At 68.9% G+C, this 22,371-nt stretch carries 23 protein-coding genes; 16 read left to right on the top strand and 7 right to left on the bottom strand.

From position 1 onward, the window contains the following. Nucleotides 1-128: 128 nt before the first annotated feature. From AC13HU_RS00845 to AC13HU_RS00810, 8 genes are all read left to right on the top strand, one after another. Entirely contained in the window at nt 129-3,161 is a 3,033-nt protein-coding gene (locus tag AC13HU_RS00845) for a TnsA-like heteromeric transposase endonuclease subunit (RefSeq protein ID WP_483039716.1), read from the top strand. Further along, the gene (locus AC13HU_RS00840) at nt 3,161-4,285 is read left to right on the top strand and encodes a TniB family NTP-binding protein (RefSeq protein ID WP_483039715.1); all 1,125 of its coding nucleotides are present in this window, start codon (nt 3,161-3,163) and stop codon (nt 4,283-4,285) included. The genes AC13HU_RS00845 and AC13HU_RS00840 overlap by 1 nt, the downstream gene beginning before the upstream one ends. Nucleotides 4,286-4,350: 65 nt before the next feature. Then, a complete protein-coding gene (locus tag AC13HU_RS00835; RefSeq protein ID WP_483039714.1) occupies nt 4,351-7,494 on the top strand; it encodes a TniQ family protein in 3,144 nt (1,047 codons plus the stop codon). Next, nucleotides 7,491-10,151 carry a TOTE conflict system archaeo-eukaryotic primase domain-containing protein gene (locus tag AC13HU_RS00830; protein ID WP_483039713.1) on the top strand — a complete coding sequence of 887 codons (2,661 nt, stop codon included), beginning with the start codon at nt 7,491-7,493 and terminating at the stop codon, nt 10,149-10,151. Before AC13HU_RS00835 ends, AC13HU_RS00830 begins: the two co-directional genes overlap by 4 nt. A 71-nt stretch (nt 10,152-10,222) precedes the next feature. Next, nucleotides 10,223-10,441 carry a hypothetical protein gene (locus AC13HU_RS00825; protein ID WP_483039712.1) on the top strand — a complete coding sequence of 73 codons (219 nt, stop codon included), beginning with the start codon at nt 10,223-10,225 and terminating at the stop codon, nt 10,439-10,441. A 74-nt stretch (nt 10,442-10,515) separates the two neighbouring features. Then, entirely contained in the window at nt 10,516-10,872 is a 357-nt protein-coding gene (locus AC13HU_RS00820; protein ID WP_483039711.1) for a hypothetical protein, read from the top strand. A 492-nt stretch (nt 10,873-11,364) separates the two neighbouring features. Continuing rightward, nucleotides 11,365-11,895, top strand: a complete 531-nt coding sequence (locus AC13HU_RS00815; RefSeq protein ID WP_483039710.1) for a hypothetical protein — start codon at nt 11,365-11,367, stop codon at nt 11,893-11,895. Continuing rightward, nucleotides 11,892-12,875: a hypothetical protein gene (locus AC13HU_RS00810; RefSeq protein WP_483039709.1), complete on the top strand. Its 984-nt coding sequence runs from the start codon at nt 11,892-11,894 to the stop codon at nt 12,873-12,875. The genes AC13HU_RS00815 and AC13HU_RS00810 overlap by 4 nt, the downstream gene beginning before the upstream one ends. A gap of 252 nt (nt 12,876-13,127) precedes the next feature. Here AC13HU_RS00810 and AC13HU_RS00805 read toward each other — a convergent pair whose 3' ends face one another. Beyond that, nucleotides 13,128-13,694: a Uma2 family endonuclease gene (locus tag AC13HU_RS00805; RefSeq protein WP_483039708.1), complete on the bottom strand. Its 567-nt coding sequence runs from the start codon at nt 13,692-13,694 to the stop codon at nt 13,128-13,130. 78 nt (nt 13,695-13,772) lie between these two features. Then, nucleotides 13,773-14,723: a hypothetical protein gene (locus AC13HU_RS00800; protein WP_483039707.1), complete on the bottom strand. Its 951-nt coding sequence runs from the start codon at nt 14,721-14,723 to the stop codon at nt 13,773-13,775. A gap of 855 nt (nt 14,724-15,578) precedes the next feature. Between AC13HU_RS00800 and AC13HU_RS00795 the strand changes: the two genes are divergently transcribed. Beyond that, nucleotides 15,579-15,770 (top strand): hypothetical protein, encoded by a 192-nt coding sequence (locus tag AC13HU_RS00795; RefSeq protein WP_483039706.1) that lies wholly within the window; start codon nt 15,579-15,581, stop codon nt 15,768-15,770. A 13-nt stretch (nt 15,771-15,783) separates the two neighbouring features. Here AC13HU_RS00795 and AC13HU_RS00790 read toward each other — a convergent pair whose 3' ends face one another. Together AC13HU_RS00790 and AC13HU_RS00785 are read right to left on the bottom strand one after the other, a co-directional pair. After that, on the bottom strand, nt 15,784-15,933 hold the full coding sequence (locus AC13HU_RS00790) for a hypothetical protein (protein WP_483039705.1): 150 nt from the start codon (nt 15,931-15,933) through the stop codon (nt 15,784-15,786). Further along, nucleotides 15,926-16,141 (bottom strand): hypothetical protein, encoded by a 216-nt coding sequence (locus tag AC13HU_RS00785; protein ID WP_483039704.1) that lies wholly within the window; start codon nt 16,139-16,141, stop codon nt 15,926-15,928. The genes AC13HU_RS00790 and AC13HU_RS00785 overlap by 8 nt, the downstream gene beginning before the upstream one ends. On the opposite strand from AC13HU_RS00785, the gene AC13HU_RS00780 reads away from it, so the two are divergent. Further along, a complete protein-coding gene (locus AC13HU_RS00780; RefSeq protein ID WP_483039751.1) occupies nt 16,140-16,325 on the top strand; it encodes a DUF6087 family protein in 186 nt (61 codons plus the stop codon). The two genes, AC13HU_RS00785 and AC13HU_RS00780, sit on opposite strands and share 2 nt — an antisense overlap. Nucleotides 16,326-16,510: 185 nt before the next feature. Here AC13HU_RS00780 and AC13HU_RS00775 read toward each other — a convergent pair whose 3' ends face one another. Together AC13HU_RS00775 and AC13HU_RS00770 are read right to left on the bottom strand one after the other, a co-directional pair. Next, complete coding sequence (locus tag AC13HU_RS00775) at nt 16,511-16,744, bottom strand: DUF397 domain-containing protein (protein ID WP_483039703.1); 234 nt, start codon at nt 16,742-16,744, stop codon at nt 16,511-16,513. Further along, entirely contained in the window at nt 16,741-17,226 is a 486-nt protein-coding gene (locus tag AC13HU_RS00770) for a DUF5753 domain-containing protein (RefSeq protein WP_483039702.1), read from the bottom strand. The genes AC13HU_RS00775 and AC13HU_RS00770 overlap by 4 nt, the downstream gene beginning before the upstream one ends. A gap of 104 nt (nt 17,227-17,330) precedes the next feature. Here AC13HU_RS00770 and AC13HU_RS00765 point away from each other — a divergent pair, with 104 nt between their 5' ends. Further along, the gene (locus AC13HU_RS00765) at nt 17,331-18,032 is read left to right on the top strand and encodes an NUDIX hydrolase (RefSeq protein WP_483039701.1); all 702 of its coding nucleotides are present in this window, start codon (nt 17,331-17,333) and stop codon (nt 18,030-18,032) included. Here AC13HU_RS00765 and AC13HU_RS00760 read toward each other — a convergent pair. Beyond that, the gene (locus tag AC13HU_RS00760; protein ID WP_483039700.1) at nt 18,029-19,435 is read right to left on the bottom strand and encodes a helix-turn-helix domain-containing protein; all 1,407 of its coding nucleotides are present in this window, start codon (nt 19,433-19,435) and stop codon (nt 18,029-18,031) included. The two genes, AC13HU_RS00765 and AC13HU_RS00760, sit on opposite strands and share 4 nt — an antisense overlap. Nucleotides 19,436-19,633: 198 nt before the next feature. Between AC13HU_RS00760 and AC13HU_RS00755 the strand changes: the two genes are divergently transcribed. The 5 genes from AC13HU_RS00755 to AC13HU_RS00735 all read left to right on the top strand — a co-directional run bounded on the left by AC13HU_RS00755 (nt 19,634) and on the right by AC13HU_RS00735 (nt 22,188). Then, complete coding sequence (locus AC13HU_RS00755; RefSeq protein ID WP_483039699.1) at nt 19,634-20,170, top strand: hypothetical protein; 537 nt, start codon at nt 19,634-19,636, stop codon at nt 20,168-20,170. Then, nucleotides 20,154-20,333, top strand: a complete 180-nt coding sequence (locus AC13HU_RS00750; RefSeq protein WP_483039698.1) for a hypothetical protein — start codon at nt 20,154-20,156, stop codon at nt 20,331-20,333. The genes AC13HU_RS00755 and AC13HU_RS00750 overlap by 17 nt, the downstream gene beginning before the upstream one ends. A gap of 153 nt (nt 20,334-20,486) precedes the next feature. After that, a complete protein-coding gene (locus AC13HU_RS00745) occupies nt 20,487-20,891 on the top strand; it encodes a hypothetical protein (protein ID WP_483039697.1) in 405 nt (134 codons plus the stop codon). Between the two features lie 41 nt (nt 20,892-20,932). Beyond that, nucleotides 20,933-21,421: a DUF6907 domain-containing protein gene (locus AC13HU_RS00740; RefSeq protein WP_483039696.1), complete on the top strand. Its 489-nt coding sequence runs from the start codon at nt 20,933-20,935 to the stop codon at nt 21,419-21,421. Then, a complete protein-coding gene (locus AC13HU_RS00735) occupies nt 21,418-22,188 on the top strand; it encodes a helix-turn-helix domain-containing protein (RefSeq protein WP_483039695.1) in 771 nt (256 codons plus the stop codon). Before AC13HU_RS00740 ends, AC13HU_RS00735 begins: the two co-directional genes overlap by 4 nt. Nucleotides 22,189-22,371: the final 183 nt, after the last annotated feature.

The raw sequence follows: 22,371 nt of genomic DNA, 5'->3' as shown, positions 1-22,371 counted from the left end.
TCTCGTTCTATGCAGCGACGCTCTCCCGCTTGATCGTGGAAATGTCGCAGCTGGTCGAGATCGGGAGCTCCGCGCCCCCTCCAGCCGCTCGGGGGTGAGGCATGTCGCGTGTGATCGGCGAAGTCTCGATGAGTCTCCGTCGTACGGACGGAAAGATCGACGAAGACCTGGCCTGGTCGACAACGGGCATCGATGTCTTCGAGCCCTCGATCCCTTGGCGTACGTTCCGCTGGCGGGAGGGCCAGAAGCACTATTTCGGGCTGCATTGGTCGTCCACCATGCGCGACCACGTCGCCTACGAGTCCCGGCTTGAGCTGACTCGACTGCTCTACGCCGACTTCGACCAGGACGTGACGGCCGTCTTCGCCCAGCCGTTCTTGCTGTCCACCACCGTTGATGGCCATCTGCGCCGCCACGTACCCGACTTACTGGTGCTGCGCGAGAAGGACGTTCCGCTGGTCGTGGACGTCAAACCACGGCACCGGCTCACCCGACCGAAGGTGAACTTCGCGCTCGGCTGGGCCCGTGATGTGGTGTTGTCACGCGGCTGGGATTTCCAGGTGTGGTCCGAGCCGCCCGAAGCTGAGCTGGCGAACCTGCGGTTCCTCGCGGGGTATCGCCGCGACTGGCTCTTCGACGAGGTCCTGCTCGCGGAGATCCGGGCGACAGATCTGTACGGGGCGACGCTGGGCGAGGCGTTCCATGCCTTCCCTCGGCATCCGGACTGGCGGGTGAGGGCCGCGGTGCTGCGGCTGTTGTGGTGCCAGTACTTCGTGACGGACCTGACTGAACCGTTGTCCGAGCAGCACATCCTGCGCCAGGGCCTGGCCACGGTGATGGGCGCGGGCAGACGCGACCTGCCCCGCCCCATCGAGGAGCCCGAGGACGAATCCGCACTCGACGAGGAGCAGATCGAGCAGATCTGTCGGATCACGAGGTCGGGGACTCGTGGAGGAGGACATGTGACCGGAGCCGCGGTACGGGTCGGGGTGGGCACGAGGCTGAAGTACGACGGTGAAGTCGTCGTGGTGGAGGAGATGTTCGGCTCGGCGGCCGGCAACGAGGTGCTGGTCCGTGATGGGCTGGGTCGTAGGGTCCGTCTGTCGCTGCGCGAGGTGCTCGCCTCTGGCCGTGCCCAGGTCATCGCGACCGGGCCGGGGCCGGAATCGGACGACGACCGCGAGATGGCCTCGGTGCTGTTCGCGCTGCTCAGCGAAGAGGAACTTGCCGATGTCCGGGAGCGGGCCGCCCATATCAACGAGGTCCTGACCGGCTTCCGCTCGGGCAGCGACGAACTCGCAGAGCCGGGCGAGCCACGGTCGCAGTACGCGGCCACGGTGCCGAAGCTGCAGCGATACGAGGCGAAGGCCACCGAGTTGGGGGTGAGCGTACGCACCATCAAGAGGTGGGTGCGCGCCTTTCTCACCGACCGGGAAGCCGGCCTCGTACGCGGCGGCCCGGATCGTGGGAGCGGCGACATGGGAGGGCTGGGCCGGGCGGATCCTCGGTGGGTGGAGATGGCCCTGGAGATCATGGCCGAGCACGGGAAGGACTCGAAGCCCACCCGCGGGCTCGTGATCCGAACCGTCGGCCCGCGCCTCGTTGCCCGCTACGGCGAGGGCGAGGTGAAGCTGCCCGGTCGGGCGACGGCCTACCGGTGGCTCGAGGAGCTGGAGCGGCGGCTGCCGACCTTCCGGCTGAGTGCGAAGCGCAACCGGGACATCGCCGCCCGACCACCAGGCGCGTACGGGAAGCTGCGGCCTACGAGGCCGGGCGAGTACCTGCTGATGGACACGACCCGTCTGGACGTCTTCGCCATGGACCCGATCACGATGAAGTGGGTCCAGGCCGAACTGACCGTTGCGATGGACTGGTACGACCGGTGCGTGTGCGGGATCAGGGTTACCCCCGTGTCCACGTCGTCGATCGACGTCGCGGCCGTGATGTTCCAGACGTTCCGCCCCCGCCCGGCCGGCAAGGACTGGCCGGCGCATGCTGTGTGGCCCGACCACGGCATTCCCCGCACGGTGTTCGTCGAGCGGAAGGCACTCGATCCGGACGAGGAGGAGCCGGAGGAGGTCAAGAAGGACGGTGTCGCGTCTCCGGCTCTGGTGCCGGAGACGATCGTCGTCGACCACGGCAAGCCCTTCATCTCGGAGCACATCACCTCCGTCTGCCAGCGGCTGGGCCTGTCCATCCAGCCGGCCCGTCTGCGAACGGGCAGGGATAAGGGGCCGATTGAAAGATTTTTTAAGACTGTGCGCGAGGGGCTGCTGGAGTCGTTGCCCGGCTACAAGGGCCCGGACCTGTTCTCGCGGGGTGAGGCGCCGGAGGACCAGGCGTTCTTCTTCCTCCACGAGTTGGAAGCGATCATCCGGGAATGGGTGGCCTGCACGTATCACGTCAGGCCACATAGGGGACTCGTCGACGCCCACGTGCCGGGGCTGAAGCTGTCGCCAGCGGCCATGTTCGAGCACGGCATCGCCCGGTCCGGCTACATCGAGGTGCCCCGCAATCCGGCGCTCGGCTTCGAATTCCTGAAGACCGAGTGGAAGCCGACCCACCACTACGGCGTCGAGATCCGCAAGTGCCGCTACAACGGCGACGGGCTGGACGGCTACCGGGGCGAGACCAGTCCGTACACCGGGCCGAAGGCCAAGGGGCTGTGGCCTGTGCAGGTCGACCCCGACAACATCAACTACGTCTACTTCCGGCGCCCGGACACCCGCCGCTGGCACACCCTGGAGTGGGAGCACGCCCCGGCGCAGAAGTTCCCGATCAGCCGGGGAGCCATCGAGATCGCCCGGAAGATCGCGGCCGAGAAGTACCCGTTCCCCGACGACGAGACGGCGGTCGCCGAACTCCTCGACCGCTGGCACCTGGGCCTTGGGCTGACGATGACCGAGCGCCGGCTGGCGCTGCGCCAGGCACGCGAGGAGTCCGCCTTCGACATCCCAGGACCCGCCGCGGACGACGTGCACGTGCTGCCGACCGCCGCCCGGATCCTCACCGCCACCGACGACCCGGACGAGGACGGGGCGGAAGAGACGGAGGCCGAACCGTATGAGGGCCTGTTGCCCGGTGATGACGACGAGGACGACGAACTCGAAGGTCCCGAAGACGACGGGGACTTCTACGCCGACGCGATGGAGGACGCCTGATGACGCCCGAGAAGCCCGAAGTCCCGCGCCTGGACAACCTCACCCTCTCGCGGAAGGAAGGACTGGGAGCGATGGCCGCGGCACCGCCCCGGAAGCGGCCGGAACTGCTCACCGTCAAGGAGAAGGCCGCCCTGGGCGAGGCGGCGCTGCTGGAGTACGAGCAGGAGCGGTCCGTCTGGCACGCCAACATCGGCCCGCTCGGCACGCCGCAACTCAAAGCTCTACAGGAGGACTTGTGGGACATCGTCACGAGTAACCAGCAGGACGGTGACAAGGCCAAGGGGGCCGTGGCCGTCGATGCTCATCCCGGTCTGGGCAAGACCACCGCAGTCCTGAACTTCGCGCTGAAGTACCACCGGCAGGTGATCGCGCGGGAAGGGGCGTTCACCGCCGCCGGGCACGAGCGGTGGCCGGTCTGCCGGGTCGGTCTGACCAGCAACATCGGCATGAAGGAGTTCAACCGGTCCTTGCTGGAGTACTACGCCCACCCCGGCCGTACGACCGGCACGGCCACGCTCTTTGCCCGGCGCGCACTGGACTGCGTGTTGGACTGCGAGACGAGGGTCTTGATCATCGACCTGCACTTCCTCAAATGGCAGGACAAAACCGGCACCGAGGTGAGCAACCACTTCAAGTACATCGCGAACGAGTTCCCGGTCACTCTGATCTTCATCGGCGTCGATCTGGCCAACCGCGGCCTGTACTCCGAGGCCCACGACAGCGGCAACATCACCCTGGCCCAGACGGCACGCCGTACGACGCCACTGACGATGGAGCCCTTCACCGTCACCAACAACAAGCACCGCACGCAGTGGCGCACCCTGCTGCTGGGGCTGGAGAAGCGCATCGTGCTGTGCCGGGCGTTCCCCGGAATGCTGGCCGACGAGCTGTCCGACTATCTCTACATCCGCAGCAGCGGACACATCGGCTCCCTGATGACGCTGATCAACCGCGGTTGCCAGCGCGCCGCCCGCCTCAACACCGAAGTCCTCGACCAAAAGCTCCTCGACCACGTGAAACTGGACGTGGCGGCGGAGCGGGCGCGCAAGGCGCTCGCGGAGAAGTTCGCCCGCGGGACGATGACGACCAAGCCGAGCCCCCGCGCTCCGAAGAAGGCGGCGTGACGGAACCCCGGACGCCGGGGATGCAGGGCCTCGCTGTGCACGGAGTGGGGACTACGGTGCGGTCGTTGCCGCTGCGGATCACTCCGGTGCCCGGCGAGGCCCTGGATTCCTGGCTGGAGGCGCTCGCCGCGAAGCTGCGTACGCCGATGGGGGAAGTACTGACCGAGGTGGGGCTGATCGAGGGCCACAGGCCACCTGGCAAGGCCCTGCCCGCTCGTGCTCCGTGGCTGGTTCTCCTGCACCGGCACGAAGCCGAGCGCCTGCGCGTCACGACCGGTCTCGCACCGGAGGCACTGCGCGAAATGACGCTGGAGCACTACGACCAGCGTGCCCTGGTCATCGACCACAACAAGCGCGCCCTGCACCGCACCCGGAGCTGGCGGCGCAGCGCCGGGACCGGCTCGCGGTTCTGCCCCGACTGCCTTGCCGAGAGCGGCGGCCGATGGCAACTGACCTGGAGATTCGGCTGGTTGTACGCCTGCCTTGTGCACCGACGTCTGCTGGCCGACACCTGCCCGCAGTGCGCGGGACCGCAGCGACGTCGCCGGCACATCGACACCGTCATCCCCGCCCCCGGACTGTGCGACCGCGCCGGTCCCCGGCCGGACAGCGGCACGCGTCCTCGCTGTCAGCACCCGTTGCACACCACCGAGACCCTCCGCTTCGAGGCAGATCATCCAGCTCTGCGCGCGCAACAGGACCTCGTGGACGCCGTCACCACCGGCATCGGTGACTTCGGCGTCTACCGGCACGCGCCCCAGCCTGCCCTCGATGTCCTGGCCGACGTGAAGGGCCTCGGCCGGCGGGCGCTGTTCGTCATGTCCGGCGACCGGCTCGCCCAGCTCGTCCCCTCCGATCTGCTGACCTACGCGTCCACGTCAGCGGGCCTCGACCCTGTGGGGCGTGCGGTGCCAGGGAGCGCCGGTGCCACGGCCGCGACCGTCACCGCCGCCTGGAGCATCCTGGGACGGGCGGATGTGGAGCGGGCGGCGCCGCCGATGCGGCTCTTGCTGGACGCCGCAGTGGAACGCGGCAACTTCATCAGCCCCACGGTCTCCCGCGTCTGGGCCCGGCACGCCAGCCCGTGGCTGCAGACCGTGCATGTGGCAGCGGTCGGTCCGACGCTGCGTTCGGTGGACCAACTGCGATACCGCTCGGCCGCCGCCCGGCCCGGCAGCCCGTCGGCCGATGCGCAGACCTTGGCCCGCCGGGGAGCCAAGATCCCGACGGTGCTGTGGCCGCGCTGGGCAGCCCGCCTTGATCCACCCGCTCAGCTCCGCAAGCACCTGGGCACCGCACTCTCCGCGGCGCTGATGCTGGTGGACAGCCGGGCCGAACTCGCACCGATGATCTCCCGGCACCTGGGCGGACTGATCGACCAGCCCATCGCCACCCACGCGCTGCAGGCCCTGCGCGACGCCCCGCAATGGCACGACATCCAGGTCGCCCTGATCCGCCTGGCCGAGTACCTCGACGGCCACGACGTACCGATCGACTACGCACGCCGCCGGCGTCTCGACTACACCGCACTCCTTCCCCAGGAAGCATGGCTGAGCGCGTGCGAGAAGGCCGTCCAGTCGCCGGGGAACGGCGGACGCTATCCCACCGCCCGGTGCCTGCTGTTCGAGCGGATCAGCGGACTGCCCGACACCTGTCTGCCTCAACTCCCGCCTCAGACCGCGTCCCTTCGCAACGCCCGCAACCAGTTCCCCTACTTCCTCACCCCCGAGCTCCTTGCCGAACTCGACCAAGCCGGACGGGACTTCCTCGTCCACCAGGGCATCGACGAGGAGCCGCTGATCTGGGAGCCGCCCACCGAGCTGCTGGACGGCCTCGACCTTCCACGCACCGACCCGGAACGCCTCGACCTCGACGACCTGCACGACCGCGTCCGCGCCGGACAGAGTCCGATGCATATCGCCCGACACCTCGGCGCCGATCCGCGGACCCTGCGCTTCGCACTCACCGAGCATCCGGCTCCCGGACCGCGCACCCCGAAACCACGGCGCAACCGCCCGCGGCCACCCAAACCGCAAAGAGCCACGTCGAGTCGCGGACTACCCACCCGACTACAGATCGCCCGCACGAAGCTGCCCCGGAACGTTCTCGAGGAGCTCTACGTACACCAGAACGGGACCTTCCTGGAGATCGCCGAGCAACGCGGACTCGACCGCAAGCACGTGGCCCAGCTCGTTGACGAGTACGGACTGCCTCGCCACCCCCACCTGCCCCGCCAAAGCGACGGCACCCGCGGTCCCAAGGAACTGCTCGACCGCGCCTGGCTTCACCAGCAGTACGTCGAGCAGAACCGGTCCTTCGCGGACATCGCCGCAGAGCTGGGCGTCTCCTCACCGACCGTGTCGCGCTGGGCCCGGCATCACAAGATCCCCCGGCAGAACAACCGGCACCTCAGCCGCCCTGATCTCGATGTCGAGACGATCCCCGATGTCGTGCGCCCCGTGCTCGGCAACAACTACCAGGTGCGCCGGCTGAGAACCTTCGTCCAGGTTGCCGGGTACCGCTCCTTCGCTGAGGCGTGCACAGCGCTCGGTCTGTCCCGCCACAATGTCACCACCCACCTCCGACGTCTTGAAGAGGAGATCGGCGGCCCGTTCCTGGTGCGGACGTTGAAGAACCGGCCGATGGAGCCCACCGAGTTCGGCCAGCACGTCCTCGCCGCTGTTATGCCCCTGGCTGAGCAGCTCGCACTTCCAGCGGCCACGGTCCGTGCCGTCCTGCCCCGTCCTCGCCCGAATCGCAGCCGAAGGCCCCGGCCAACGACCGCGGCAACAGCCGCGAGACTGGCTCAACTTCCTGCGCTGCTGCGGCCGGCGGCAGGAACCAAGGGCGGACAGCGGCGCCTGCGCCGCTTCCTGGAAGCCGTCCACTATCCCAACCTGAAGGCGTTCGCCCGCGCCGCGGACCTCGATCCGGGCACGGTGACCCTGCAGATCCGCAAGCTGGAACAAGACTTCGACGGCCGACTCCTGGTCCGAGGCGGTAGCGCCCGCACGATGCAGCTCACCGGCCTTGGCCAGCGGGTCGTGGCGGCCGCGCAGCCGTACGCCGACCAACTCGGCGACCTCCATGGCCCCCGGCACAAGCCCCGAGAGCGACAGGCGGCGATGCCACCACCCTGGGTCCCGCGGGCAACGCCCGCAAAAGACGCCGAAAGTAGCTGCGGACCCCGCGTCCGGTCTGGATCATGAGAGACGTGGATGACTGGTCCCTTTGCGACGATCCGGCCGAGCTGCGGATCCGGCTCGACGTGGCGCTCGAGGAGAGCGCCGAGCTGCACAGCAGACTCGCCGAGCTCCAAGCCGAGAACACGGCCCTGCGTGCGCGACTGGGTATGCCCGCCGGTGACAGTCTGGCTGAGTTGCCGCCCGTTCCCGAGACCCCCGCGCCGGTGCTCCAGCGCGACGGCAGCCTGCCGTACGCGGATGCGTCCTCCAGCACGGAGGCGAAGATCGCGCTCTTCAGGACGCTGTTCGCCGGCCGCGAGGACGTCTACGCCACCCGGTGGACCAGCAAGAGGACTGGCAGGACCGGCTGGAGTCCGGCCGAGGACAACCCGTTCGCCAAGAACAAGAAGGACACCGAGCGGGTGTTCTGGCCGCTGAGCGAACAGGCCGTCTACAACCACCTCGCCCGCCCCGAGTCAGGGCACGAGGAGGTGCACCTCGGTCTGTACCCGCTGCTGGCCGACGACACCTGCCGTCTGCTTGCGGTCGACTTCGACGGTAAGGACGGCAGTGACTGGCGCGCAGATGCCGCCGCCTACGCCGCAGCCTGCCAGGAAGCGGACGTACCGGCCCTCACGGAGATCTCGCGGTCCGGGGCCGGCGCTCACGTGTGGATCTTCTTCACCGCTCCCGTCGCCGCGGTGACCGCCCGCGCGCTCGGCATGGCGCTGCTGCGCCGCGCGATCGACGCCCGCGGGCAGATGACGCTGGCCAGCTACGACCGGCTCTTCCCCGCCCAGGACCTGATGCCGACGAACGCGAAGGGCAACGCCCGGTTCGGCAACCTGATCGCGTTGCCCTTGCAGGGCATCTCCCGTCTCAAGGGCACCACGCTCTTCTGCGACCCGCAGACGTGGACGCCCCACCCCGACCAGTTCGCTCACCTCTCCCGCGCCGAACGGCTCACCCCCGGCCAGGTCGAGGCGCTCGTCGACAAGCTCGGCCAGGTCCAGGCCGGTCCCGCGGCGATGGCGACACAAGTCCTGCCGCCCAAGCCCCGGCGCAGAGCCCTGGGCAAGGCCCCCGCGACCGTTGCGGCGCGGATGTCGTCGATGCTCGCGATCGCTACCGAGGGCCTGCCGTCTCCGCTGCTCGCCGCGCTCAAGCACGCGGCATCGTTCCACAACCCGGAGTTCTACCGCCGCCAGAGCCAGCGGTACTCCACCTGGGACACCCCGCGCCTGGTCTGCTCGTTCGACGCCACCGACCCGGACTGGCTGAAGCTGCCGCGCGGCCTTGCGGATGAGGCCGCCCAGCTCATCGCCGCCGCCGGCGGTGCGCTCACCGTCACCAGCGACCTGCCCGACCTCGCGCCCATCGCCGTCCGGTTCACCGGAGAGCTAGCCGACGTACAGCAGCGGGCCGTCGACGCGATGAAGGACCATCCCGCCGGGGTGCTCGTGGCACCCCCGGGCTCGGGTAAGACGGTCATGGCCTGCGCGCTGCTCGCCGCCGCGCAGACGCCTACAGCGATCATCGTCAACCGGGCGGAGCTGCTGGCCCAGTGGCAGGACCGCCTGGACACGTTCCTCGATCTGGGCGAGGCCCGGGTCGGCTCGCTGGGCGGGGGCAAGGACCGCCGCGGCCACGTGGTCGATCTGATCATGCTGCAGACTCTCAGCCACCGCGACGCCGCCGATGACCTGCTGGACGGGTACGGGCTGGTCATCGTCGACGAGTGCCACGCTGTGGGCGCACAAGGAGCCGAGGCCGCGATCCGCCGGACGCGCGTCGAGCGATGGATCGGGCTGTCCGCCACTCCCTACCGCGCCGATCAGATGGACCCGCTGATCACGATGCAGTGCGGGCCAATCCGGCACGAGATCGAGGACACCAGCGCCTTCGACAAACACCTCGTGGTGCACTCCACCTCGTTCGCCACCGCCGAGACGGGCAAGGACGGCGCCTCCCTCCAGGCCATCTACACCGAACTTGCCGCGAACCAGGACCGCAACACCCAGATCGCTGCGGACATCGCCGACGCCACCCGTCGCGGTCGGTGCAGTATTGCTCTGACCAACCGCGTTGAGCACCTCCACCAGCTCGCCACCGCCCTCTCCGCGCACAGCATCCAACCTCTGCTGCTGCACGGCGGCATGCCGTCGGCCGAACGCGCTCGCGTCCGTGCGGCCCTGGCGGACGAGACCGCCGGACCGCTGGTGCTCCTGGCGATCGACAAGCTGGCGGGGGAAGGCTTCGACGCCCCTCGGCTCGACACTCTGTTCCTTCCGAGCCCGATCGCTTTCAAGGGCCGGGTGATCCAGCAGGTGGGACGCATCATGCGGAATACCGAGATGCAGAAGTCCCACGTCGAAGCGCACGACTACCTCGACGCCGATGTCCCCTGGCTGGAGGGGATGCACCACAGGCGCCGCCGCATTCTCGAGCGCCGCGGCTTCATGACGACTCCGCTCGAAAGACTGCCCACAGCAGCTCGGCACGTCGCACCGGCCGCCACGGCGACGATCACGGATCCCGTGCCGGCCGTCTCCGAGGTGCGGGCCTGGGCCCGCGACCAGGGAATGGACGTACCGGCCCGGGGCAAGCTCCGCCAGGAGATCCGGGACGCCTGGCACACCGCTCACACAGAGCATGGGCAAGGCGTGACGCCTCCTTCCTGACCCCGGGGATTTCCGGGCAACCTGCTACAACCACCACCGCCTGGAGGCATCAGCGACTACGTTTCCGATCTATGCGAGCCTTCAACTTCAAGCAGGGAAAGGCGGCTTGGGACTCCGGAACCCTGCTCCACTGGTACGTCGAGGTGGACTGGGACGACCCGCGCCACAATGCCCTCGCCCAACTGGTCACGGACTCGAACCAGACCCTCCTGGACGCCGGATTCCCCATCACCCCAGTCGAACATCGCTGGCTGCACATCACGACCAGATCAGCAGACCTGCCCACCTGATCGACCAAGCCGAGCGAGACAGACTTGTCGCCGAGGTCACCCACCGCGTTGCCACCATCGCGCCGTTCACCATCATGATCGGATCCGTACTCAGCTACGCAAGCGAAGTCGCCATCGCCGACACCCATCCCGATCACGAGCTCGGGGCCCTGCACGCCGCTGCCCGGGCTGGCACCCGTGCCGCCCTCGGCGACGACGCCTGTCAGTACGAGTTCGGAGTTCAACACCTGACCACGGCCTACGCCTACGCCAAGGCGGACTCCGACGCCGCACAACGCCTCCTCCGACGAGTGCGGCCGAGCCACGCCCCGCTCCACATCGAGGAGATCAGCCTCGTCGACGTGACCGCCACGAGCGGCGAGCACGGCAAAACCATCACCTGGGAACACCTGCGGACCGTACCGCTGGGCGCACAGGGCCCAGCCGCGTAAACACAAGAGAACCGCGGCCGGAGTGCACCTGTCGGTTGTATCCCGTCACTCCCGTCGAACGGCGGGGGATAGCTACGTCGCGGGCATGCGGCCGGGCAACTACGGACGGTCGCGGTCGCCTGGCCGCTGCAGGTGGCGAGCCGTCAGCGGCGCCACGGCCGCGGGTCGTCGGGGCTCGTTCGGCCGACCGGCTCGCCGGGACTTTCACCAGCCGGTCGCTGAGCACCAAGCAGCACGACGGCGCGGTGACCGTGTTCGCCGACGTCAGCCAGCCACCGGAGTCGGAACCAGAACGCCGCACTCCTCTCCATGAATAAGCGGCGGGGATCAGGTCATCCGCTGGTGGGCGGCGTGGAGGCGCGGCGCCCTCGTTGGGAGGTTTCACGCCAGCCTGAGCAAAGATCCAGTGGGCTGGCTCGGAAGTCGCGATACTCGAAGCCGCGCGCCCGCTGGCGGAGGGGCGGGGCTGGGGAAGTCTGCGACGGGGAGCCGATGGCCGAGACGGAACACGACCTGCACGAGCTGCACAAGGACCTCACTCGTGCTCTGGCCAACCAGCATGCGCGCGTCGTCGCCCTCTCTCCTGACGACACGGTGGCGGACGAGGCGTTCGAGGCGCTGGTGGAGAGCGCGCAGACGCTGCTGGCCTTTGAGCAGCAGTTACCCGCCCGGCTCGCCGAGCCGCAGCGCGTGCGCAGCCAGAGAGCCATCTTCTGGTCTTGGCGGGCTCAGAGCGGCGTTGCCGCTGCGCTCATTGCCGCGGTGTTCCTCTCCGGGCACACCGCCTGGTGGCTGGTGCTGGTCATTCCGCACCTGCTGGCCACTTTCGCCGGCTGGTCGCTGAAGGCGATCCCGAAGGAGCACCGGGCCCGGCGTAAAGCGGCCATCGGTCTGCACTTCCTGGGCGCGCTGCTCGTCCTGGTCGTCTTGGGGGTGTTGTCGGCCTGGTTCATCATCGCTGTCCTGGTCGGCTGGGCTGCGGTGGGCACCGCCTCCATGGACGAGCAGGGGGCCGCGAAGTGACGGAGAACTTCGACTACCGGCTGCAGGACACCGACCGGCGCGTCCGCGACCTGGACAGCCGCCTGGACGATCTGGACAGCGAACACCAGAGCCTCAAGACGCGGTTCGGCTACACCGACGACCTGGACTCCGAACTGCGCAGTATCCGCAGCGACGTCTCCGAATGCGAAAGCGAGATCGCACGAGTCGACGGCAGGGTCGACGAGATCGAAGGAGATTTGGGCGGCCGCGTTGACGCCGCATGGCAAGCGGTCAAGCGCCTCACCCAGCACGTGCGGTTGCTGGAGGGCCAGGTCATGGCAGCCGGCGGAGCACCCGCCGCGGACTTGGACACCTTCACCAAGGACCAGCACGCCCTGGCCCGCACCATGCAGTCCGGCTGGAACGCCGCCGGCGCCCTCCTCAGCGACCACTCCCGCAACCTCCACAGGGCCCGCGTGGAACGATTCCACGACACGCAGGGCAAACACCAAGCAACCAGGAAGGAAGTCATCGAACTGGCCGGCGCGCTGGCCGCCAACCGCTACGGCACGGATGGCCACACCGAAGCCGCTGGCCAACTGCGCAGCGCCATCACGAGCGAGGCCACGCTGCGCCAAGGAGTAGCCAAGCAGACCGCCGGCGCCCAAGAGGCCGCTGACGCCTTGGCCGCCGACACCGCGGCCCGCGCCGACAAGCAGCCGACGATAGCAGCAGGCACACGGGCGGAAAAACGCCTCACCATAGCCCTTCGCAGCCGACTGGCCGACGCCATCAGCAACCGCTCGCTCCTGCCCGCCTGGTTCGCCACCGCTCTCGGCTCCGCGCCGCCCGCCCAGGAAACCGACTGCTGGCTGGAGTGCGCCACCCGCGTGCTGCTGTACCGCCTCACCTACGGCATCGACGACCAGGTCGTCGCGCTCGGGCCCGCACCCACCGCCGCGAGCCCCCAACGACACCAGTGGTACGAAGAACTCCGCAAGGACCTGCGCCGCTGGTGACAGGCACTGGATCTCGTCCATGGGCCCACGCCGTCAGCGCACGGCAGCGTTCTCGCCGGGTTGAACGACATCCTCGCCGGGGCTGCTTCTCCGTCCGGCTTTCGCCGGCACGTCTCCGGCCGCGACCTGCCATCTCAGCCCGGAGCCTGCCGCCGCGTAACCATCGCGGGGGCGTGCTCGTTGAACCTCGCAGCCCCCACGATGAAGTCCCGGTGCCGCTCGCCCCCCACGGCGGCCCGGGGCTTCGTCCTGTCAGCGGCGGACCAACTGCGCGGGGTCGACATCGAACGGAAACGGTGCGTCGACCCGGGTGAGGACGCCGGCCAGGGCGGTGGCGCGCTCGATGTACGGGCCGTCACGCAGTTCGGAGAGCACCAGCATCGGAGCAGGGCCGCTCTCCAGCCGCCCGTAGAAGGGCACGCCGGCTTCGGCGTACAGGACGGGCTTGAACGCGCGGTCCATGGTCCCACTGCCGGGGGACACCAGCTCGATCACCAGCAGCACAGCCTGCGCGTCGATCGAGACGTCGGCTTCGGCGGTCGCGTCCGCGTCGGCGACCACGATGTCCGGCACGACCAGGCCGTACGGCAGCGTGACGTTGATGCCCTGCAGGACCTCGACCCGGGCGCCTGCCGTGCGGGCGGCTGTCTCCAGGAGGTTGGCGAGCCGATGGCTGGCCCGTTGGTGCCCCACGCCTGGGGCCGAGGAGATGACCAGCGATCCTTCGAGCAGCTCGTACCGGTACCTGCGGTCCTCCTCCAGAGCGAGGACGTCGGCGACCGTCCAAGGCCCGCTGTGCTCGATGTTGATAGCGCCCACGCCCTCGACCTCCTTACGACCTCACCGTCCGCCTCCAGTGTGCCCGGGCCGCCGAGGGCAAGACGCGGTCAACGGGGGCTACAGCAGTCCGGACAGCGGCAGGATGCGCTCGGTGAGCTGCCCGCGCAGTCTTCCCGCGGCGACCTCGGTTTCGGCGAGCCAGTCGGCGGCGGCCAGAAGTTCGGCGTGTTCGGCGATCTGGCCGGGTGGCAGGGCGCAGAACGCTGCGGCCTGCTCCAAGGGCAGTCCGCCGCCGTCGTCGTGGGGGTGTCCGAGGCGGCCGTGAGGGGCGGAGTGGGCGGCGGTGTACAGGGCCAGGAGCCGCGTGGCAGGGGCCGCCTTCTTCTTGCGGAGCTTGCGGTCACCCGCGGCTTTCTGCGCCCAGCCGGAGATCCTGGAGCGGGTGGTCTTGCCGAAGTCGAATGGCTGCGGGCGGTCGGGCAGCAGCGCGGGGACCGTGATCTGGGTGGGGTCCTCGGGCCGGGAGGCGAGGGCTTGATCGACTGTGCCGGGCAGGCGCAGCCAGTCGGCGGCGAGCAACTGCTCCAGCACGCGCTCGGCATCATCCTGTAGCCAGCCGGTGAGGTCCTGTCCGGTGATGTTCCCTGTGCCAGCGCGCGCGGCCCGCAGCGTGAGCATGAGCACCGCCAGGTGCACGGCGGCGTCCGGGCGCGGGGCACTGGCCTGCACGTAGTCCAGCACGGTGCGGGCGTGCGCCGCCTGATTGCGGGTCAGGAGCCGTTCCACCAGCGGCCCTTCCTGCCCGCTGGTGCCGTCGGCGGGCTCGCCGGAGCGGTGGTGGTGTATCTCGCGTGTGGTCTTCGCGGCGGCGCCGGCCCGCAGGGCTTCGTGGCGCAGGTTCTCATCGCCGGTGACGTCGGCCCACAGGGTGAACGCGCGGGACTTGCGGTCGTGGAGTTCGGCCAGGAGCACCAGGTCAGGTTCGGGACGCTGCTGGTAGGCGCGGAAGGAGTCACCGAGCTCGATGAGTTCCAGGCGCAGGACATCGGGCTGCAGGGTGTGCGGCACGATCCGCTGCGCGATCTTTCCCGGCCGCCTCGGCGGCCGGGATGCTCCACCTGGTGCCGTGCTCCGGGCACGGGGCACAGCGGAAGATCCGGCTGGTGGAGGAGCCTCGGCCGCAGGAGAAGCAGAGGCGGTGCCGTGGTCGGAGAACATGGCCACCGCCGCGCCCGCCGGCTTCTGGCCGGCAGCCGGCGTACCGGCTGCGTCCGGTCCCGACAGGCTGGCAGTCGGCCGGGACGGGGGTGGGGCGGTGTCCAGGACGCGGCAGCCGGGAGTGGCGGCTGCGCAGCGCGCGCACATTTCTGCGATCCGCCACAGCCGCCCGGCGCGGTCGGCGTACACGGTCAGGACGACGGGGCCTGCGCACCGCACCGCTCCAGCCGCTGGCCGTGTCGGCGTCCGCGGCGAATCTGCCCTTCCGGCCGGTGCCTCGGGAATGTGCCAGGCGCAGTCGGTGGCGCGGCAACTGCACCACGCCTGGTCGCGCGGGCCGCCGCCGGTCCGGATGCCGGCGAGGTGCCCGTTGACATGGTCGACGGCGGCCTTGCGCGCGGCAGTTGTACTGGAAAAGCGCTGGTCGGTGCAGCTCGGTCGGGAGCAAGAGAGCCGGACCGTTCCAGCCGACGGGCGGCCGTACGGGTCTAGGCGCACCATCCACACCCGCCCGACAACACGCTCGCTTGGCGTGTCGGCCTCCACCGTCATATGCGCTCCCTTGTGCTCCATTGCTGCCCGGCAGTTCCATCATCGGGGATACCGGCAGATCAGCCCTGAGCTACGGCAGATTCAGCCCGGCGTGTCCTGCCTGCTGGGATGGGGGCCTGACAGATGGTCGGAGAGCGGGGAGGATCAGACACTATGAGTACCGCACCGCAATCTGATCATCCACCGATCTACGGCCAGCTGGTCCGGGAGCTAGGCGACGTGGTGGCCGAGTCCAGGAGAGTGGCCGAACAGACGCAGGCGAAGGCGCGGGAAGCGCTCGATTTCCACGACGTGCGGCGCGCTCACAAGAACAGGAAAGAGCGCGCCTTCTCCGCCTTCGGCTGACACGCCCGGCTGGTCACACCCAGAAGGGGCCGCCCCGCCGGGACAGCACAGTAGGCGTGGGGGCCGCAGCGAGGATGGCCTGCCGCCACTGGACACCCTTTTCGAACTGCTTCTTATCCAGGCCGTCCGGGTTGTCCTGCCACTGGCAGAGGTGATCAGCCACGGCGGCCAGGAGGACACCATCGGCTGCCGGCAGGGGCGGTGCACAGATTGCAGGAGGACTCCGCGGGGGACTGCTTGGTGTGGACCGGCGTGGGCAGGCCGCCGCCAGGTTCGACGGCCTGCGGGGTCACGTAGGCGTAGTAGGCGTCCGGGTCCGCCAGCCACGCCGCGGGCGGGACGCACGTCGACCCGGACGCGCCTCGGGTCATCGAGGAGTGGAATGGTACGGAATGGGCGACAATGTGCGTCGTTGGCGACCTGACTGCTGCAAAAACCCTGCTGTACCCACCGCAGCCGGTCGAGGAGAAGCCTGGTGAGTGGAACCGTCCGGCCCTGGGCAAGGGCCACGGTCGGCACCGCAAGCCGTCCCCCGCGAAGGAGCAGGACCGCTAGCGACGCGTTGGCCCAAAGCGCTGTTCACGCGGCCTCAGCATGATTCCTGGGATGTTGTCCATCGCAGCGCGGACACGGTCATTGAGTGCTGCCATCCCTTCCTCGGGATAGACGGCGACCGTGACCGCCGTGTCGGCCAGCCCGATGTGCTTAGGGCTGGCCGACTGTCAGGGACGCTGCACAAGTTAGCCGCGGCGGAGTTCGCCGCGGAGGATGCCTCCGATGAACGCGTCGTATTCGGCGTCGGTGAACAGGTGCGGAGGGACCGTGCCGATGTTCTTCGAGTCGCGCAGGGCCACGATGCCGTCGTCGAGGAAGGCAATCTCGACGCAGGTCTGGCCGCCGCTGCTGCTGGTCTGCCATTGGGCGTCACGCAGCTGGGACTCGCCCCAGGAGGGGTCGAGGTCGTTCTTGTTCATGCAAGATCCTTGGCGATGGTGGTGAGCAGTGGAACCGACGCCTTCTGGGAGAGTGCGTCGCCTTTGAGCAGGTCACTGGTGGTGCGGTAGACCTCAACCGTCTCCGGCTCGTTCAGGTGGAGGAGGGCTCGCATGGACTCGATACACACGAGGTCCCGCCCGGTGGGGAAGGACATGAGCATGAACGGCCCGTCCATCCCGGCGTGGGCGCCGGCGCGGAACGGCAGCACCTGGACGGTGATGCTGGGGTTGGTGTTGGCGAGGCCGATGAGGTGCTCGATCTGGGCACGCATCACGACGCGTCCGCCGACTTCCTGACGCAGGAGCCCTTCCGGCAGGACAGCCCAGATGTTGAGCTCCGGGTCGCGCTCCAGCATGTTGGTCTGGTGTTCCTGGCGCATGGTCACGGGGTCTTCCAGGCCCGGCTGCCTTCGGTGACGGCCTTGGCATACGCGGGGGCTGGTCGGACAGTGTCCGGACATGTCCTTTTGGCGCAGTTGCCTTCGCCCACAAGGTGAGCAGCCGGACGTACTCCTCGGTGCGTTCGGCACTGGCGGGGAGGTCCATGAGGGTCCGGATCTGTTCGTTGATCCCGGCCTCCGGCGGGCGTGGGGTATCCACGGCGAGCAAGGTCGGGGGCACCGGCACAGGCTACGCGTTCCCGGATAAACAGCCGATATACGGCCGGGGGGTGGGCGCGGGTGACGGCCTGTGGCAGGCTGACGTGATCACGGCGGCGGCGTCCGGAGGTGCAGTGAGCGAGTGGACGGTCCACGGGGCCCGCACGATCTACACGAGCCCCTGGGTGGGCCTGGACCTTGTCGATGTCGAGCCGCCGGGGCGTGAGCGGTACGAGCACCACCTCGTGAAGTTCGCGCCAGTGGCCGCCACCGTCCTCCTCAACAGCGATGACGAGGTGCTGCTGATGTGGCGGCACCGGTTCGCCACGGGCTCTTGGTCGTGGGAGATCCCGAGCGGCATCGTCGAGGACGGTGAGGGGCTGCCGGATGCCGCGGCCCGGGAGGTTCTGGAGGAGACCGGGTATCGAGTCGATCCGGGCCTGCTGGGGCCGCTGGCGTACAACGAGCCCATCGGCGGCATGAGCGACGCCCGGCATCACGTCTTCCTCGCACGGGACGGCGTGCGGGTGACGGACCCGGTCGATACGCACGAGGCGGATCGGATCGAGTGGCGGCCGTTGGACGCGATTGCGGACATGATCGACCGGCGGGAGATCGTTGCGGGTGTCGCGGTGACGGGACTTCTGCGGTTGCTGGCGATGCGTTAGCCGGCGGTGATCGCGGCCCGGCTCGACTCCCGGACGAGTTCGCGGAGGTCTCGGGCGGGGGCCGACATCGTTGCACGGGCCGGCACGGCGTTGAGGACGTCGCGGGCCCGGGCCACGACGATGCCCGTCAGGTGCTCCGGCGGCAGGCCCAGGAGGTGCTGTTCCGTCCCTCGGCAGGCCACGGAGATCTCGCCGACCCGAAGCAGGCACAGCGCGGTGTCCATCGCGATGAGGGCCCGGTCGAGGTGTTCGTCAGGTGTGTAGAGCGTCAGGGCCCGGTCGAGTGCTGCCTGTGCGCGGCGGGTGTCGCCGAGCGTGGTCCACATGCTGCCTTCGTGCCAGGCGAGCTGCCGTTCGGTGTAGCCGTAGGCGGTGTCGGCGGTGTCGCCGTCCCCGAGTCGGTCGAACGCGCTCTTCGCGAGACGGAGTGCGTCCTGCGCCTCGCGGGCGCGTCCCATCCGGGCAAGCCCTCGCGCCTCCAAGGCGGGTGCCCACGCCGCGGTGGAGCACACGGCGGACCCGGCCAGGAGGCGGGCCCGCTCGGCAAGGGACGCGGATGCGGTCGGCGCACCGAAGTAGAACGGGATGACCGCCTCGCGCGCTACGAGCCAGGCGCGCAGTGCGCGGTCTCCGGTTTCGTCGGCTGCCAGTTGCGCGACGTGGTACCAGGCGCGGGCCTCGCGATGCTCGCCGAGCGCGACCAGGGCAATGCCGGCGGTGGCGGCGAGTTGGGCAGTGATGCGGCACAGGCGCGCCCGGGTGTCGGCGGACTGGCGACGCTGGAGAAGGGTTTGGATCTCGGCGAAGTCGCTGACGCTGGCCGTGAGCAGCTCACTCGGCGGGCGGATCTGGTAGTCGTGCCCGTACTCCTCGGCCCCGCGCTCCCATTGCTCGATGGACAGCTCGGACAGGGAGGACTCCAGCACGGATGTCATGCGGGTACGGATCTGCCGCAGGGCGGTGAGTATCTGTGGGGCGAGCGGGCCCGCGCCGACCGGTTCGAGGGTTGCGGTCGCATCCGCCGGCGCGCCCTCGATCCGCGGTAACGGGGCGGGCGTGGTTCTGCTGTCGTCCTCGGCCGGGGTGTAGTCGCGGCCATAGCCGAGACGGTCGGGGCGTGTCTCGTACAGGCGGCACAGCACATCCAGGTTGCCCTCGCTCGGCCTGCCGCGGGCGGTCTCCCACGTCGAGATCTGTTGCACCGTCACGCGGGCGCCCAGCTCAGCGAGTCGGAAGCGCACGTCGTCGAGAGTCCAGCCCCGAGCGAGCCAGTGCGCCTGGAGGAGCGTGCACTCGCACTCAGCGGCGACGGCCGACGCCAGCACCCATGGATGCCATCCCTCGGCCGTGGCGCGCGCGGCCAGCGTCTGTGCCGCCGCCTTGCGGTGATCCGTACGTGGCACGACTGGCCTCCTGTCTCCCGCTGTCACCCACGGTAGGCGTCTGTTCAGCATCTGCGGTCGGTTTTCATAGAGCTGCTGTGACCCAGCGCGGTGTTATCACCGCCGCTCGATGAAAACCGCCGGGTTTCATGGAGTTGCCGGAGTGAGTCCGGCGCGCGACGGGAGCAATCTTGGGGCACGCCGATTCCAGGGGGTCTCATGACGACCGTAGGAAGCGGCCCGCTCCGACGTCGGGCCGTTCAGCACGACGCGCGCCGCGGATGCCGGGCCGCCGCGGAGCGGTGGCTGCTGACCGCTGCGACGAATCCCGCGCACGCGCGGACTGAATGGGCTGTTCACGGTGTCGCGCTGTTGCGCTGCGGCAGGGTGTTCACCGCGGTCCGTATCCCTGCCAGGTGCGTCCATGCTGCTGCTGGCACGGACTCGCCGGCCGAGGTGGCCGAGTTCCTCGCTCGCATGCTCGGGGGCGCCGTGTTCGTCGACCCGCGGTACTCGCTGTACTACGCGATCACCTCGGCCAGCACCGCGCGGTACTGGAGGTGCCCCGACGCTGAGTGCTTCGGACCGGACACGTACCTCGGGGTGCCGGCCGTCGCACGCACCGAGCCCGCACCCGGCCCCTACTGGGCGGTGCCGCTGGACAGCCCGGGAGCCCTGTGCGGAGGAATCGCCGTGGAGCGGCTGGTCATCGACGGCCGCGAAACATCCGATGAGAGAGGTGAGCAAGGTGCATAAGTCGCCCAACCGTGTCCCTGCCCGCGGTGGCGCGCAGGTGCTCAGGAAGTGCGGGATAGTCATCCTGCTCGGCTGGACCGGGATTGCCGTGGCGCTCGCGTTGGCAGTGGCGTGTGGGCTGGAGATCGGCCTCGCCATCGCGAGCAACCCGTACGGCCCCTGACCGTTCAGCTCCACAGTCGGCCCGCTCTGGCCGCACAGAGTCCACTGCGAGGCCCCGTTTTTCGGCTCGTCCCCGGCGGGGAGGACTCAGGTTTGGTCGCCTCGGCCGGAGCGGGCCTCCCATCACCAGCACGAACACCAGAAGGACAGACGCATGCCCGTCAAGCGCGCACAGCGGTTCATATGCGGCCGGCGAACTCTGATGCCGGCCGCGCTGGAGCGCACCGTGCTGGAGATGGCGAATGCTCTTGATGCTGACACGTACACCCGTGACGACGTGAGCGCCAGCTTGATGTGCACTATCGAGACCCACACGGGGCCGCGGCACTACGGTGCCGTGCTCAACCTGCGCGGGCCCGAGGCGGGGACGCTGTGGGTGCTGTGGCGAGACCGCGGTGAGCCGGCCGCCGTGGTCGAGCGCGCCGACTGCCCGGCCGGACGCGAAGTGGACCACCCGTGCAGTGAGTTCGAGGGGCACCCGGGCGGTCACAGCTGGGAGTTGGAAGACCCGCCCCCGATCGCGGCCGCTTTCCCCCTCCACCGCCGACCACTGCCGTAGACGCCGGTCGTGCTTCTATCCGAACAACAAGGACCTCAATGATGAACACTGCCCTTCCCGTCCCGGCCGGGCCCCCTGCTGAATTATCCAGCCCTGGGGCGCACTGGACGATCACCACGACGACCGGGCTCAAGGTCAGCGGCTACCTCCCCGCGTGGGCGGCGGACGACCCCAGCGAGACCGGAGTGCCCGTCGAACACCTCGGCACCCGGCTCAGCGACATCAGCCACCACGCCACGTTCAGTGGGCAGGTCATCGACGCTAACAACGGGACCCTTCAGCAGATGCTTTCCAGCAGCATCGACTGCAACCCGTACGCCGAAGACCCCGACCCCCGCATCCCCACCGCCACCATCGACGTCACCGTGGCTTGCCGCATCGCTGACCTCGACCCGGATGGCCTCGCGGAGTTTGCGGCCAAACTCCGCGTCCAGGCCGACCGCCTCGACCAGGAGGTACGGCCCGCTCTTCTCGCGGCACGGCGCGACTGTGCCTCCCACCACCCCGTCGAGCGGGAAGCCACGCAGTGAGCAGCGCTGGAGCCGCCAAGGCACCCCGCACCCGGCGCCGTCCACGCCAGCTCTTCCATGAGCCCGAGGCCGTCACCTGGGCGCGGGAGAGAGCTGGGTTGACCAAGCGGGCGCTCGCGGCTCAGGTAGGAATCTCTGAGCAGTTAATGTGCGATATTGAGGCGGGTCGACGCAGCGCCACGCCGCCGAATCTCTCGATAATCGCCGAGGTCCTGGACTATCCCCTCGCTTCTCTGAAGCGAGAGCAGTGGGGAAGCCACATTTTGGGTTCGGGATTGAGGGAGCTGCGCCTTCTTCGCAAACTTGATCCCCTATCCATGGCGCGCCGAACTGGGATCGACTCTCGGGAAATCGTCAGAATGGAGTCCGGCCTCCCATGCGCCAGCGATGAGACGGTCATGCGCCTGGCTGACGTACTCGAAGTGCCCGTTGCCGCCATCACGGTCTCCGGAAAGATTCTACCCGGACAGATCGACAGCCCCCATGCCCTGATCCCCAATGGGCCGACCATACGAGCTATACGCCAGTGCCAAGGAATTGGCCTGCGCCGCATCTCCGAATTGACCGCGCAAGATGGCGGGGGGCTCGGGATTGATCGCGGCCATCTCTCACGGTTGGAACGCGGCCTCAGCAGCGCTAGCAACGACAAGATTTTGCGCCTGGCCATAGCGCTAGATGTGCCAATTATCGCCATCTCGTGTCATCCTCGAAAGGCGCCGGCCGAAGTCCGCGCATCAGTAGCACGCAAATCCGAATCCTCCCCATAGCCGCCGCGGCCGATCTGAGTCATCACGATATGGAGGAGACCTGTCAACTAGCGGATGTGACTGCTCAGGTGCTTGATTACGCGTGTGTGGGCGGTAGCCAGACGTTTCCGGCGAAGAGGTCGCGGAGGACGGTCATGGGGTTGAGGCCGTGTTTGCGGGCGGTGGAGAGGTAGGAGCGCACGA

It is taken from the genome of Streptomyces sp. NH27 (assembly GCF_056859195.1).
The sequence above is the reverse complement of the archived record's forward strand: the minus strand, read 5'-3'. Positions and strand labels throughout refer to the sequence as shown.